Annotated in this window: 11 protein-coding genes, 1 pseudogene and 1 riboswitch; of the genes and pseudogenes, 6 read left to right on the forward strand and 6 right to left on the reverse strand. The window is 72.2% G+C overall.

The genetic code is table 11. The features are described 5' to 3' along the window. Positions 1 to 140: 140 nt before the first annotated feature. Positions 141 to 1,339 (forward strand): annotated as a pseudogene (locus tag K4G22_RS30225) (RNA-guided endonuclease InsQ/TnpB family protein). A gap of 36 nt (positions 1,340 to 1,375) precedes the next feature. Here K4G22_RS30225 and K4G22_RS30230 read toward each other — a convergent pair. The 4 genes from K4G22_RS30230 to K4G22_RS30245 all read right to left on the reverse strand — a co-directional run bounded on the left by K4G22_RS30230 (position 1,376) and on the right by K4G22_RS30245 (position 5,392). Further along, positions 1,376 to 2,173 carry an ABC transporter permease gene (locus K4G22_RS30230; RefSeq protein ID WP_228083652.1) on the reverse strand — a complete coding sequence of 266 codons (798 nt, stop codon included), beginning with the start codon at positions 2,171 to 2,173 and terminating at the stop codon, positions 1,376 to 1,378. A gap of 11 nt (positions 2,174 to 2,184) precedes the next feature. Continuing rightward, on the reverse strand, positions 2,185 to 3,213 hold the full coding sequence (locus tag K4G22_RS30235) for an ABC transporter substrate-binding protein (RefSeq protein ID WP_228083653.1): 1,029 nt from the start codon (positions 3,211 to 3,213) through the stop codon (positions 2,185 to 2,187). Between the two features lie 144 nt (positions 3,214 to 3,357). Continuing rightward, complete coding sequence (locus tag K4G22_RS30240; protein ID WP_228083654.1) at positions 3,358 to 4,539, reverse strand: 4-hydroxybenzoate 3-monooxygenase; 1,182 nt, start codon at positions 4,537 to 4,539, stop codon at positions 3,358 to 3,360. Positions 4,540 to 4,642: 103 nt separating this feature from the next. Then, the gene (locus K4G22_RS30245) at positions 4,643 to 5,392 is read right to left on the reverse strand and encodes a FadR/GntR family transcriptional regulator (RefSeq protein WP_322785150.1); all 750 of its coding nucleotides are present in this window, start codon (positions 5,390 to 5,392) and stop codon (positions 4,643 to 4,645) included. A 275-nt stretch (positions 5,393 to 5,667) separates the two neighbouring features. Next, positions 5,668 to 5,840: riboswitch (cobalamin riboswitch) on the forward strand. A gap of 230 nt (positions 5,841 to 6,070) precedes the next feature. Between K4G22_RS30245 and K4G22_RS30255 the strand changes: the two genes are divergently transcribed. Genes K4G22_RS30255 through K4G22_RS30275 form a run of 5 tightly spaced genes read left to right on the forward strand, consistent with a single transcriptional unit; the run spans position 6,071 to position 11,503 of the window. Continuing rightward, on the forward strand, positions 6,071 to 7,594 hold the full coding sequence (locus K4G22_RS30255) for a CoA-acylating methylmalonate-semialdehyde dehydrogenase (RefSeq protein WP_228083655.1): 1,524 nt from the start codon (positions 6,071 to 6,073) through the stop codon (positions 7,592 to 7,594). Between the two features lie 6 nt (positions 7,595 to 7,600). Beyond that, positions 7,601 to 8,749, forward strand: a complete 1,149-nt coding sequence (locus K4G22_RS30260) for an acyl-CoA dehydrogenase family protein (protein WP_228083656.1) — start codon at positions 7,601 to 7,603, stop codon at positions 8,747 to 8,749. Next, entirely contained in the window at positions 8,746 to 9,822 is a 1,077-nt protein-coding gene (locus K4G22_RS30265; RefSeq protein WP_228083657.1) for an enoyl-CoA hydratase/isomerase family protein, read from the forward strand. Before K4G22_RS30260 ends, K4G22_RS30265 begins: the two co-directional genes overlap by 4 nt. Next, on the forward strand, positions 9,819 to 10,715 hold the full coding sequence (gene mmsB / locus K4G22_RS30270; protein ID WP_228083658.1) for a 3-hydroxyisobutyrate dehydrogenase: 897 nt from the start codon (positions 9,819 to 9,821) through the stop codon (positions 10,713 to 10,715). The genes K4G22_RS30265 and mmsB overlap by 4 nt, the downstream gene beginning before the upstream one ends. After that, positions 10,712 to 11,503, forward strand: coding sequence for an enoyl-CoA hydratase (locus K4G22_RS30275; RefSeq protein ID WP_228083659.1), 792 nt, complete (start codon positions 10,712 to 10,714; stop codon positions 11,501 to 11,503). The genes mmsB and K4G22_RS30275 overlap by 4 nt, the downstream gene beginning before the upstream one ends. 100 nt (positions 11,504 to 11,603) lie before the next feature. Here the strand turns inward: K4G22_RS30275 and K4G22_RS30280 are convergent, their stop codons facing one another. After that, complete coding sequence (locus K4G22_RS30280) at positions 11,604 to 12,500, reverse strand: dihydrodipicolinate synthase family protein (protein ID WP_228083660.1); 897 nt, start codon at positions 12,498 to 12,500, stop codon at positions 11,604 to 11,606. 7 nt (positions 12,501 to 12,507) lie between these two features. Then, positions 12,508 to 13,668 carry a mandelate racemase/muconate lactonizing enzyme family protein gene (locus tag K4G22_RS30285; RefSeq protein WP_228083661.1) on the reverse strand — a complete coding sequence of 387 codons (1,161 nt, stop codon included), beginning with the start codon at positions 13,666 to 13,668 and terminating at the stop codon, positions 12,508 to 12,510. Positions 13,669 to 13,690 lie beyond the last annotated feature (22 nt).

Consider the following 13,690-nt stretch of genomic DNA (forward strand, 5'->3'; position numbering starts at 1 on the left):
ATACCCCCGGCTTCAGCCGGGGGAGGAAACGAAGCTCCTGCGGAGCAGGGCAGGGGAAGCCGGTTCGCCGTCAGGGCGGACCGGCGTCTACCAGCAACGACCGGCAGTTCACCACTAATTGAGCCCTTATCATGTGAACTGTGAAGACCACGCACGTGAAGCGGGCGTCAAGTACCGCTGCTATCCGACGGATGCGCAGGCGGCGGAGCTGTCGCGCACCTTCGGGTGCGTGCGGAAGGTCTACAACCTGGCCCTTGCCGCGCGTACGGAAGCGTGGACGCGGCAGGAGCGGGTGAACTACCACCAGACCTCGGCCATGCTGACGGCCTGGAAGAAGACCGAGGAGTTCGCCTACCTCAACGACGTCTCCTCCGTCCCGCTCCAGCAGGCGCTGCGGCACCTCCAGGGAGCGTTCACCAACTTCTTCGACAAGCGAGCCAAGTACCCGCGTTTCAAGTCGCGGAAGCGATCGCGGAAGTCGGCGGAGTACACCACCTCCGCGTTCCGGCTCCGGGACGGCCGGCTGACCTTGGCGAAGATGGCGGAGCCGCTGGGCATCGTGTGGTCCCGCCCGCTGCCCGAGGGTGCGTCGCCGTCCACGGTGACCGTCTCCCAGGACGCCGCCGGACGCTGGTACGTGTCCCTGCTGGTCCAGGACCCGACCATTCAGCGGCTCCCGGCCGCCGATACGGCCGTCGGTATCGATGTCGGGCTCGACCACCTGCTGACCCTCTCCACCGGCGAGAAGATCACCAACCCGAGGCACGAGCGTGCGGATCGTGCCCGTCTCGCGAAGGCCCAGCGGCGGCTGGCCCGTAAGGCCGCGGGGGATGGGGCCAACCGCGCCAAGGCCCGCCGGAAGGTCGCCCGGGTGTATGCCCGGATCGCTGACCGTAGGCGGGACCACCTGCACCAGCTGACCACTCGACTCGTGCGTGAACACCAAACGCTCGTGATCGAGGACCTCGCGGTGCGGAACATGGTGCGAAACCGCTCTCTGGCCCGCGCCATCTCGGACGCGGCGTGGTCGGAGTTCCGGAGCATGCTGGAGTACAAGGCGGCCTGGTACGGGCGGGAAGTGATCGCGGTCGACCGCTTCTTCCCCTCCTCCAAGCTGTGCTCCGTCTGCGGCGCCGTGCGGAGTGGGATGCCGCTGCACGTCCGGGTCTGGACGTGCGGCGGTTGCGGGGCGACCCATGATCGTGACGTGAACGCGGCGCGCAACCTGCTGGCCGTCGGGCTGACGGTGTCTGTCTGTGGAGCTGGTGTAAGACCTCAACGGAGTCCTCCGGGCGGGCAGTCGGCGACGAAGCAGAAACCCTCACGGCGCGAGCCGTAGGAATCCCCCTTGTTCACGAGGGGGAGGAAGTCAAGTTCACAACACCCGCCAGGAGAGGACATACCGTTCGATGGTCCGGAAGACGAGGTACTCGCCGACCAGGAGGATCGCGACGAAGACCAGGAGCCAGAGCAGCACCTCGGTCAGCTGGAAGCGGTCGAACGCCTGGGAGAACTCGTAGCCCATCCCGCTGTTGACGATGAACAGCTCGGCCAGCACGACCACCTTCCAGGCGTGCGCGTACTCGTTGCGCGTGGCCGACAGCAGATAGGGCACCAGCTGCGGCAGCACCACATGCCGGGCTCTGGCCAGGCCGGTCACCCCGTACACGTCGCTCATCTCGCCGACGCGCCCGTCGAGTTCGCGCATTCCCTGGCGCAGCATGGTGGCCACGAAGGGGGCGCAGATGAACGTCACCACCGCGTACACCCCGAGCGGGTCGCGACGGAAGAGGTAGAGGGCCAGCAGCGCGGCCACCGTGCTCGGGACGGCGATCGCGAACGAGGTCAGGGAGGCGATCACCCGGCTCCAGAAGCCGTCGCGGCGCATCACGTACGCCGCCGCCGTGCCCAGGACGAGGGCCACCGCCAGGGACCAGACCACCCGTTGGGTGGTGGCCGCCACCGCCAGCCAGGTGTCCGACTCGCCCAGGAAGGCGGGCAGTTCGGCGGCCACCTCACCGATGGGCGGCACATAGCGGGTGGCCGAACCGCCGAACCACCACAGGACGAGCACGCTGGCCACCCCGGCGGCCGGCAGCCCCCATCGGTGGCTCGCCGCCCGCCACCGTGGGCCGGGCGCCGGGCGGGTGCCCGGCGTGGTCACACTGGTCATCTCAGCTCTCCTCAGTCGGCCTGGACGACCTCGTCGAGGACAGCGACCGGGACGTTGTCCGGCAGCCCGTCCAACCCGCCCTGTTCCACGAGCAGTTCGAGGAAGACCAGCTGTTGGGCGGTGTCCTCCTGGGTCCAGGTGTCCGTGTAACAGGGCAGGCCGGCGCAGTAGTCGGCCAGTGCCTGGAGCTCCTCGGGGCTCTCCCGGTCCAGGAACGTCGCGTACGGCTCTTCGAGGAACAGCTGGTAGTCGGTGTCCACGATCTCCTGGACGGCTTCCCGCCAGGCGTTCTGGACGGCGTGCGCGAGCTCGCCGTTCTCCGTCAGCCAGTCACGCCGCGCCGTCAGCATGGCCAGCGGCGGCGCCCAGTCGGTGTTCTCCTGCCAGTAGTCGGCGACCTTGAACAGGTAGCGTCCCGGCGTCCGTTCGACGGCGCGCAGCCCGTAGGGCTCGTAGTCGAAGATGGCGTCGACCTCACCGCTGGCCAGCAGCTCGGGGAGGGCCGCCGGGGAGGACTGCACCAGCTCGTAGTCCTCGACGGGGTTGATCCCCCAGCCCTGTTGGAGCGAGACGGAGATCGCCTGGGTGGTGCCGGAGTCGGTGCCGAAGTGCCCGACCCTGGCGCCGACGAGGTCCTCGGGGGAGCGGTAGGGGCTGTCTTCGGGGACGACGATGGCCGCGGTGTTGGTCAGCGCCGGGTAGAAGGAGACGACGTCGTTGCCCTCGTTGTTGGCGATGGCGGAGTTGGTGGCGTCCTGGTCGACGCCGATGTCGCTCTCGCCCAGCAGGAAGGTGCTGGTGGCCGCGTCGGGATCCACCTCGACGAACTCGGCCTGGAAGCCGTGCCTCTCGTCGATGCCCAGCTCCTGCATGACCAGGACGGGCAGCGGCGCGGGGTCGGGAAGGGCGGAGAAGCGGACGGTCGGCACATCGCCGTCCGAACCGCCGCTCTGCGAGCCGATGTCTCCGCAGGCGGACACGGCGAGGGCGGATAGGAGGGTGGCGGCGGCCAGACGGGCGCCGCGGGGGGTCGATGCCATGGCGGGGTCCTTCGGGGGCGGGGGACGAGGGGTCGGCATTTCGGGGTAGGCAGGGCCTTCATCACGGGTGCGGGTGCGGGTGCGGGTGCGGGTGCGGCTCGGGGATGGGGACGGGAACGGGAACGGGGACGGGCGCGAGCCCGGTCAGCCGCCGACGGGCGAAGGGCCGATATAGCTGGCCGCGAAGTTCCGCGCGTAGGCGGGGGAGTTGGCCAACTGCCACAGCCGTGACTGCTGAAGCCGCTGCCGGAAGGCGGCGGACGGGGCCTCGTCCGGGTAGGTGTGCATCATGTGCAGCAGGGCGTGGCTGAACTCCTGCGCCTTCCAGACGTCGGGCACCCGGCGCGTGCTGTAGGCGCCCAGCGTGGCGGTGCCGGCGTCGTGTTCGGCCAGCACGCGGTCCAGCTCCACCGCGTCGGCCACGGCGAGGTTCAGGCCCTTGCCGCCGGACGGGCTGATGATGTGCGCGGCGTCGCCGAGCAGGAAGACCCGCCCGTACTGCATGGGTTCGGCCACCCGACTGCGCATGTCCAGCATGTTCTTGCTGGTGACAGGCCCCTCGTGGAGGGTCCAGCCCGGGTGGGCCAGCCGCGCCCGCAGCTCGTCCCAGATCCGCTCGTCCGGCCAGTCCTCCACCGTGTCCCCGACGGGGACCTGGAGATGGAAGCGGGTGAACGTGTCGCTGCGGAGCAGGTGGCCGGCGAAGCCCCGCTCGTGCTGGGCGTAGATGGTCCACTCGGCGGACGGCGCGGCGGCGGCGATCAGGGTCAGCCACTGGAACTCGTGGACCATCTCGTACTCGGTGGTGGCCCCCGGCGGGGTGCTCGCCCGGGCGACGCCGTGTTGGCCGTCGGCCCCGGCCGCGAACTCGGCGTGGACGACGGAGCCGTCGGCGAGGTGCACCGTCACCCCGTCGTCGGTCTGTTCCAGGCGCTCGGCCGCGACGCCGAGCCGCACGTCGCCGCCGGCGGCGACGAGCCCGTCGAGCAGGTCGGCCACCACCTCCTGTTGCGGGTAGACGTGGTGGGAACGGCCGTCGTACAGCTCGGAGAAGTCGGTGTAGGAGCGCTGGCCGGTGAACCGGAACTCGCAGCCGGTGTGCCGGTGCCCCTCCTTCAGGAGGCGGTCGGCAAGACCCATCCGCCGCACCGTCTCCACCGTCCGGTACTCCAGCAGACCCGCCCGGGTCCGGCTCACCAACTCCTCCCGCTCGAACTTGTCGACGACCACGCAGGGCACCTGGCGGGCGTGCAGCAGATTCCCGAGGGTCAGCCCCGCCGGTCCCGCGCCCAGGATCACGACGCGGGTGGTGATCTCGTACGGCATTCTCTCGCTCCTCGTAGCCGGCGAACCGCCCACCGGGAGTGGTTGGTTCAGTGGTACTACCTATCGGGGTGCGGACGGGGCACCGCGATGGGTGCCGCGCCCCCTAGTCCGTCGTGACTTCTGGCTTGTCGGGGCCGCGCAGGTCGCCCGCCACGTCGACGAGGTGCTCCCGCATGACGCGTCCCGCCTCGTCCGGGTCGCGCGCGAGGACCGCGTCGAAGACGGCCCGATGCCCGGCGACGGCCTTGTCGTGGGGGTGGTAGCTCGACCGGTCCAGCCTGCTGCGCATGTCCCGCAGCAGTTGGTAGACGGCGGTGTGCACGGCGAGCACCGTCGTGTTGCCCGTCGCCCTGGCCACCGCCAGATGGAAGTCCGTGTCCACGGTCTCCACGGGCCCGCCCTCGCTGACGGCGCGTTCGAACGCCAGCAGGGCGGCGGTCAGATCGGCCTCCCGCTCGGGGGTGAAGTTGGCCGCCGCGAGGGCGGCTACGCCCGGCTCGAAGACCATGCGGAACTCCATCACCGAGTGCACCGCTGGCGACGACAGCTCGATCACCGCCTGGAACGGCGCCATCAGCTGCGACGCGCTCGGCCGTCCGACGAACGTCCCCTCCCCGTGTCGGCTGACCACCAGCCCCAGGAGGTCGAGCTGACGCAGCGCCTCACGCACCGAGTTCCGGCTGACCTGGAACTGCTCGGCGAGTTCGCGCTCCGCCGGCAGCTTGTCGCCGTACCGGAGTTGGCCCTCCCGCATCATCTGTTGGAACTGCTGGACGACGCGCTGTGAGACGCGTTCGGAACGCACCTGCCGGAAACCCTTCGCGGTCCTGGTGTGCTCATCATCCAACGTCACGTCTCACTGCTTCCTGGACAAGGACCTCTTCGGCCGGTCGACCGTCGAACGCGACACAGCACACAGGAGCCGCGTTTCCGTGGCGGGTCTGGAGGTTGCCACGTGGTTAAAAGGTTCTACCTTTACGGGGTGGCGTCAAGGGTCGTGCAGACGCCGGATGAACCGCGGCGGTCGGCGCGGTGCCTCGCGGGGGGCGCCTCCGTCGGCAACTGTCGCCCGTGCGCGCCGTGTTGGTGGGTTCGTGGGGTGGTTTTACTAGGACGTCCAACTATATAGTCGGGGCAGAGGCCCGCGGTGCAGGGAAGCCGGTGTGATTCCGGCACGGTCCCGCCACTGTGACCGGGGCGCATGTCGTCGAGCAGGACGCCACCGACGAGCCAGCTGTCGGGAGGGCGGACGGCGCGCGCTGATCCGGGAGTCAGATACCGGCCGCGGGATCTTCCGTGTTGTCCACGAGGATGGAGCTGACACGCATGGCACCGGTGCGCACGTACGATCCCGGCCCGCCCACGCGAACGGCCGCGCGTCATCGAGGAGTTCACCCGCGCCGAACCGGCGCGGTCTGAGGGCTCCTCCGCCATCAGCGATCTCGCGCCGCCCCCGTCCGCGTACGCCACCGCGTCACGCGCCGGCGGGCCGACGCGCCATCCCCGGATCACCTGACGAGAGCAGGCACCCATGGTCCGTGTCACCGACCGCGCAACCGTGCGCGAGTTGACCCACTTCGTCGCCGGCGAACACACCCCGGGAACCTCGGGGTCCTACGGCGACGTGTACGACCCCAACACCGGCGAGGTCCAGGCCCGCGTGCCCCTCGCGAGCCGCACCGAGACCGAGGCGGCCATCGCCGACGCCGAGCGGGCACAACGCGCGTGGGGCGACTGGAACCCCCAGCGTCGCGCCCGAGTCCTGCTCCGCTTCCTGCACCTGGTCGAGCGGGAGAAGGACACCCTGGCGCGGCTGCTGTCCGCCGAACACGGCAAGACGGTCCCCGACGCGCTGGGCGACATCCAACGCGGCCTGGACGTCGTGGAGTTCGCCGCCGGCATCCCCCATCTGCTCAAGGGCGAGTTCACCGACAACGCCGGTGGCGGCATCGATGTGCACTCGCTGCGCGCGCCCGTCGGGGTGGTAGCCGGCATCACCCCGTTCAACTTCCCCGCGATGATTCCGCTCTGGAAGGCGGCCCCCGCCCTGGCCTGCGGCAACGCCTTCCTCCTCAAGCCGTCGGAGCGCGCGCCCTCCGTTCCGCTGCGGCTGGCCGAACTGTTCCTGGAGGCGGGCCTGCCGCCCGGCGTCCTCAATGTCGTCAACGGCGACCGGGAAGCGGTGGACACCCTGCTGGCCGACCCCCGCGTCGCCGCCCTCGGCTTCGTCGGCTCCACGCCCGTCGCCGCCAGCGTCTACGCCACCGCCGCCGCCCACGGAAAGCGCGCCCAGTGCTTCGGCGGCGCCAAGAACCACCTGATCGTGATGCCGGACGCCGACCTCGACCAGGCCGTGGACGCCCTGATCGGAGCCGGTTACGGCTCGGCGGGCGAGCGCTGCATGGCGATCTCCGTCGCCGTCCCGGTGGGGGAGGAGACCGCCGACGCCCTGGTGGCCAGGCTCAAGGAGCGCGTCGGCCGGCTGCGCATCGGCCGCAGCGACGATCCCGGCGCCGACTTCGGGCCGCTGGTCGGCCCGGACGCCGTCGACCGGGTCCGCTCCTATGTCGACCTCGGGGTCGAGGAGGGCGCCGAACTGGTCGTCGACGGCAGGGAGTTCGTCCTGCCGGGCCACGAGAACGGCTTCTTCGCCGGAGCCTCGCTCTTCGACCGCGTCACCCCCGCGATGCGGGTGTACCAGGAGGAGATCTTCGGCCCGGTCCTCTCCGTGGTCCGCGCCGGGGACTACGAGGAGGCGCTGCGGCTGCCCAGCGAACACCGCTACGGCAACGGCGTCGCCATCTTCACCCGCGACGGCGACACCGCGCGGGACTTCACCCGGCGGGTCGACACCGGCATGGTCGGGGTGAACGTGCCGATCCCGGTGCCGGTCGCCTATCACACCTTCGGCGGCTGGAAGCAGTCCGGATTCGGCGATCTCAACCAGCACGGCCCGGACGCCGTCCGCTTCTACACCCGCACGAAGACGGTGACCTCGCGCTGGCCGGCCGGTCTCCGTGCGGGCGCCGACTTCACCATCCCCACGACGGGTTGAGCCGCGATGACCCACACCCACCTCACGGAGGACCAGCAGGCCCTCGTCGAGACGACCCTCGACTTCGCCCAGGACCACCTCGCGCCGCACGCCCTCGACTGGGACCGCGACAGGCACTTCCCCGTCGACGTGCTGCGCGAGGCCGCCGCGCTGGGGCTCGGCGGCGTCTATGTCAGCGAGGAGTCCGGCGGCTCGGGCCTCACCCGCGCCGACGGGGTCCTCGTCTTCGAGACCCTCGCCTCCGGCTGCCCCTCCATCGCCGGCTACCTGTCCATTCACAACATGGTCGCCTGGATGATCGACCACCACGGCGACGCCGCACAGCGCGGGCGCTGGCTCCCCGCCCTCTGCGCCATGGACGATCTGGCCAGCTACTGCCTGACGGAGCCCGGCGCCGGCTCCGACGCCGCCGCCCTCACCAGCCGGGCCGTCCGCGACGGGGACGACTGGCTGCTCACCGGCGTCAAGCAGTTCATCTCAGGCGCGGGCGCCGCCCGGGTGTACGTGGTGATGGCCCGCACCGGTGGCGCGGGCGCCGACGGCGTCTCCGCGTTCGTGGTCGAGCGGGACGACCCCGGCGTCTCCTTCGGCCCCGACGAGCGGAAGATGGGCTGGAACGCCCAGCCGACCCGCCAGGTGATCCTGGACGCCGTCCGGCTGCCGGCCGACCGGCTCCTGGGGCGCGAGGGCCAGGGCTTCCGCATCGCCATGAGCGGTCTGAACGGCGGTCGCCTGGGCATCGCCGCCTGCTCCCTCGGCGGCGCCCGCAGCGCCCTCAACCGGAGCCTCAGGCACCTCGCCGACCGGGAGGCGTTCGGCCAACGGCTGCTCGACGCCCAGGCGTTGCGCTTCCGCCTCGCCGACATGGCGACCGAGCTCGCCGCCGCCCGCGCGCTGCTCGGGCAGGCGGCCGGGGCCCTCGACCGGGGGGACCCCGAAGCCCCCTACCTGTGCGCGATGGCGAAGCGGTTCGCCACCGACACCGGCTACGCGGTGGCCGACCGGGCGCTCCAACTGCACGGCGGCTACGGCTACCTCAGCGAGTACGGCATCGAGAAGATCGTCCGCGACCTGCGGGTCCATCAGATCCTGGAAGGAACCAACGAGATCATGCGTGTCATCGTGGCCCGCGGCCTGACGGAGGCGTTCCGATGACCGGCGACGAGGACGCCGTCCTGCTGCGCACCACCGGACGGGCCGCCCGTATCACCCTCAACCGTCCCCACGTGCTCAACGCCCTCAACCACGCCATGGTGCGGCGGATCGCCGAGGCGCTCACCGCCTGGGAGCACGAGCCCGGCGTCGAGACCGTGGTCATCACGGGCGCCGGCGAGCGCGGGCTGTGCGCGGGCGGCGACATCCGCGCCATCCACGACGACGCCAGGGAGGGCGACGGCACCGTCGCCGCCGCGTTCTGGCGCGACGAGTACCGCCTCAACGCGCGCGTCGCCCGCTACCCCAAGCCCTATGTCGCCGTCATGGACGGCATCGTGATGGGCGGCGGCGTCGGGATCTCGGCGCACGGCGGCGTCCGTCTCGTCACGGAACGCTCCACCCTCGCGATGCCGGAGACCGGCATCGGCTTCGTCCCCGACGTCGGCGGCACCCATCTGCTCGCCCACGCCCCGGGCGAGCTGGGCACCCATCTGGGCCTGACGGGCGCGCGGATCGGCGCCGGGGACGCCCTGCTGTGCGGGCTCGCCGACCACTACCTCCCGTCCGCCTCGATCGGGGCCCTCGTCGAGGAGTTGACGACCCGCCCGGTGTCGGACGCCATCGCCCGGCATGTGCGGGCCGCACCGGTCGGGGAGTTGGCCGCCAGGCGGGAGTGGATCGACGCCTGCTACGCCGCCGACACCGTCGAGGAGATCGTGTCGCGGCTGCGCGCCCACGGGGACCCGCACGCGAAGGAGGCCGCCGAGACCCTGCTCACCAAGTCGCCCACGGCGCTGAAGGTCACGCTGGCATCGCTGCGCCGGGCCCGTCGGCTCGGCTCGCTGGAGCGGGTCCTCGACCAGGAGTACCGGGTCTCCCTCGCGGCCCTGGCCACGCCCGATCTGGTGGAGGGCATCCGCGCCCAGGTCATCGACAAGGACCGCGGGCCGCGCTGGTCGCCGGCCCGCCTCGGCGAGGTCACCGAGGCCGAGGTCGCCCGCTTCTTCGCCCCCGTCGGCGCGCACGAACTCGGGCTCGCCGGAACCGACACCGCCGTGGAGGTGGCCGGATGAGCCGGACCGTCGCATTCATCGGACTCGGGCACATGGGCGGCCCGATGGCCGCCAACCTGGTGGCGTCGGGCTTCCGGGTGCGCGGCCACGACCTGGTCACCGCCGCCCTGGACGCCGCCGCGGGCGCGGGCGTGGTGCCCGTGGGGACGGCGGCCGAGGCCGTCGCCGACGCGGACGTCGTCGTCACCATGCTGCCCGCCGGGCGCCATGTCCTGGATCTCTACGGGGACATCCTCGCCGCCGCCCGTCCCGGCTCCCTGTTCGTCGACTGCTCGACCATCGATGTCGCCGACGCCCGCCAGGCGCACCGACTGGCCGGGGACGCCGGCATGCGCGCCCTGGACGCCCCCGTCTCCGGTGGGGTGGTCGGGGCCGAGGCCGGCACGCTGACCTTCATGGTCGGCGGCGGGGAGGGGGAGTTCGACGAGGCGCGCCCCCTGCTGGAGGCCATGGGCCGACGGGCCGTCCACTGCGGCGAGGCGGGCGCCGGGCAGGCCGCGAAGATCTGCAACAACATGATCCTCGGCGTCTCGATGATCGCCGTCAGCGAGGCGTTCGTCCTCGGCGAGAGCCTCGGCCTCTCCCATCAGGCGCTCTACGACGTGGCCTCCACGGCGTCCGGGCAGTGCTGGGCGCTGAGCGTCAACTGCCCGGTGCCCGGGCCCGTGCCGACGAGCCCCGCCAACCGGGACTACCGCGCCGGCTTCGCCGCCGCCCTGATGGCCAAGGACCTCGGCCTGGCCGCCAACGCCGCCAACGCCGGCGGTGTGCGGGCGGAACTCGGCCTGCGGGCCGCCGAGTTGTACGCGGCCTATGCCGAGAGCGCCGGTGCCGCCGAGGACTTCTCGGGCATCGTCCGGACGATCAGGGGCCAGGAAGGGGAACAGCCGTGACCACACATCCGGCGGCGGAGTACGAGACGATCCGGGTCGAACGCCAGGGCCGCACCGCCCTGCTCACCCTCGACCGCCCCCAGGCGCTCAACGCGCTGAACCTGCGGGTCATGAACGAGGTGGTGGCCGCGGTGGAGGCCCTGGACCGCGACCAGGACTGCGGCTGCGTGGTGATCACCGGCTCGGCGAAGGCGTTCGCCGCCGGCGCCGACATCAAGGAGATGCGGCCCCACGACTACCCGGACATGTACCTCGCCGACTGGTTCACGGCCTGGGACCGGCTCGGGGCGCTGCGCACCCCGACCGTCGCCGCCGTCGCCGGGTACGCGCTCGGCGGCGGCTGTGAACTCGCCATGCTCTGCGACATCCTGCTCGCCGCCGACACGGCCGTCTTCGGCCAGCCGGAGATCAAGCTCGGGGTGATCCCCGGCATCGGCGGCTCCCAGCGCCTCACCAGAGCGGTCGGCAAGGCCAAGGCCATGGAGCTGTGCCTGACCGGGCGCACCATGGACGCCGCCGAGGCCGAGCGCGCCGGCCTGGTCTCCCGCGTCGTGCCCGCCGACGAACTGCTCGACGAGGCCCTCGCCGTCGCCGAAACCGTCGCCGGCATGTCGCTGCCCGTGGCCATGATGGCCAAGGAGGCCGTCGGCCGGGCCTTCGAGACCACCCTCGCCGAGGGGGTCCGCTTCGAACGCCGGCTCTTCCACGCGGTGTTCGCCACCGCCGACCAGAAGGAGGGCATGGCGGCCTTCGTCGACAAGCGGCCACCCGAGTTCCGGCACCGCTGACCCGGGGAGGCGGGGGAGGGCCCACGGCGGTTGTCCGGTGGCCCTCTCCCGTTCCCCGCGGGGCCCGACGGCGCGCCGGCCGCACCCCGCAGGACGGCGGTCAGCCGGCCGTGACCCCCAGGGGCACGAGCACCTCGTGCAGCGCGGCTCGGGTCGGGGAGTCGAGCGGGCGGGCGGGGGAGCGGACGGTGGCGTCGGCGATGAGCTTCCGGGCGAGCAGGACCTCCTTGTGTATCGCCCAGGCCCAGCCCTGCTGGAGCCCGTGCAGGATCAGGGGCAGCAGCCGGGCGAAGCCCTCCCTGGCCGCCCCGCGCTGCCCGGCGGCCCAGTCGTCGAGCACCGGACGCAGCAGGTCGGGGAACTCGCAGGCGGGCATGGTGCCGATGGCGCCGCGCGCGTACTCGTCGAGGCAGAACTGGGCGTTCAGGCCGCCCAGCACCGCGAAGTCGGCGCCGGCCGCCGTGTCGACCACGGCGGTCACCTTGGCCGGCGTCGGCGGCGCCTCGACCTTGACCGAGGTCACGTTCGGCAGCGTGCTCAACTCGGCCAGCGTCGCGGGAGCCATGGTCACGCCGGTGACCCCGGGGGCGTCCTGCACCATCACCTCGCACTCCGTGGCGACCGCGACCTCCGCGTAGAAGTCGAGGAGCTGCGCGGGGGTCGGCTTGACCATGTACGGCGGCAGCACCATCAGCGCGGCGGCGCCGTCGTCGGCCGCCGCCCTGGCCTGTTCCACCGCCGTGACCGTGGAGGTCGCGTTGACCCCGGCCACCACGGGGACCGCGCCCGCCGCGACGTCGACGACCTCGCGCAGCACGCGGGCCCGTTCCTCGGCGGTGAGCGCGAAGGTCTCGCTCGCCATACCGGAGACCGCGAGACCGTCGACGCCGCTGCTGAGGTTGAACTCCACCACGCGGCGCAACGAGGGGAGGTCGAGGGATCCGTCCGAGGCGAAGGGGGTGGCCAGGATCGGTGCGAGCCCGTGGACGAGGGGCATGGGGAGATCAGTCCTTTCCGGCGAGGTCGCGGACGACCTGCTCGTCTACGTCGATGCCGAGGCCCGGCCCGGCGGGGAGGGGGAAGTGGTCGGGGTGGACCGCGAGCGGGGTGCGCAGCACGCGCTGGCCCACCTCGGTCGAGGTCGGCTGGTACTCGAAGACCAGCAGGTCCTCGACGGCCGCCGCCACATGCAGCCCGGCGGCCACCGAGACGCCGAGCCCGACGGAGTGGTGCGGCGCCACCGGGACATGGGACGCCGCGCACAGCTCGGCGATCGCCATCGCCTCGGTGATGCCGGTGCGGGCCACGTCCGGCTGGGCGATCTCCAGCGCGCGACCCCGCAGCCAGCGGGCGAACTCGTAGCGGTTGCGCAGGGTCTCGCCCACCGCCAGGGGCAGCGCTGAGCGCTCGCCGAGGTGGCGGTGGCCCTCCTCGTCCTCGGGGGCCAGCGGCGCCTCAAGGAACCAGCAGCCACGGTCGGCCAGCCCGGCGGCGAGCCGCCGGGCCTCGGCCTGGCCGTAGGCCCAGTGCGCGTCCACGGCGACCCGCAGCGCGGGCGCGGCGGCCCGGACGGCGTCCACCGTGGCCAGGTCGGCCTCGACGCCGTGGCCGAGGTGGAGCTTGACGGCGCCGGCGCCCCGGCCCGCCCAGTCGGCGGCGAGGTGGGCCCGCTCCTCGTCGGTGGCCCGCGGCAGCCCCGAGACATAGGTCGGCAGCCGCTCCCGGAACGCCCCGCCGAGCAGGGCGGCGACGGGCGCGCCGCGCAGCCGTCCGGCCAGGTCCCACAGCGCGATGTCCACGGCCGCCAGCGCGTCGGCCTGATGGCCCACCAGGTGCCCGCGCTCGCGCATCAGGTTCCGCAGCAGGGCCCAGGCCGGACGCGGCGCGAGCGCGTCCCGGCCCAGCAGGACGGGAGCGAGCAGCAGGTCGACGATGTCCGCCGGCACCTCGGGCGCGACCGGCGCCAGCGCCTCGCCCCACCCCGCGGTGCCGTCCTCGGCTGTCACCTTCACCAGCAGGGTCTCGAACCGGCGCGAGTACAGGCTCCGCCAGGGCGCGCGCACCTGGTAGCCCGCCGGCACCTCGCTGCCGTCCGGCAGGGCGCCGAGGTAGGGCTCGTGATGGAAGACCTTGAGGACGAACGTCTCGACCGAGGCGATCTGCATGCCCGCATCCATTCTTCGGTTG

Origin of the sequence: Streptomyces profundus, assembly GCF_020740535.1 — a bacterium.
Lineage (GTDB): Bacteria > Actinomycetota > Actinomycetes > Streptomycetales > Streptomycetaceae > Streptomyces > Streptomyces profundus.

Bases quoted from the DNA above. Each gene is read 5' to 3' on its own strand.
- K4G22_RS30230 (WP_228083652.1), bottom strand. From the start codon at position 2,173: ATGACCAGTGTGACCACGCCGGGCACCCGCCCGGCGCCCGGCCCACGG.
- K4G22_RS30235 (WP_228083653.1), bottom strand. From the start codon at position 3,213: ATGGCATCGACCCCCCGCGGCGCCCGTCTGGCCGCCGCCACCCTCCTA.
- K4G22_RS30240 (WP_228083654.1), bottom strand. From the start codon at position 4,539: ATGCCGTACGAGATCACCACCCGCGTCGTGATCCTGGGCGCGGGACCG.
- K4G22_RS30255 (WP_228083655.1), top strand. From the start codon at position 6,071: ATGGTCCGTGTCACCGACCGCGCAACCGTGCGCGAGTTGACCCACTTC.
- K4G22_RS30260 (WP_228083656.1), top strand. From the start codon at position 7,601: ATGACCCACACCCACCTCACGGAGGACCAGCAGGCCCTCGTCGAGACG.
- K4G22_RS30265 (WP_228083657.1), top strand. From the start codon at position 8,746: ATGACCGGCGACGAGGACGCCGTCCTGCTGCGCACCACCGGACGGGCC.
- mmsB (WP_228083658.1), top strand. From the start codon at position 9,819: ATGAGCCGGACCGTCGCATTCATCGGACTCGGGCACATGGGCGGCCCG.
- K4G22_RS30280 (WP_228083660.1), bottom strand. From the start codon at position 12,500: ATGCCCCTCGTCCACGGGCTCGCACCGATCCTGGCCACCCCCTTCGCC.
- K4G22_RS30285 (WP_228083661.1), bottom strand. From the start codon at position 13,668: ATGCAGATCGCCTCGGTCGAGACGTTCGTCCTCAAGGTCTTCCATCAC.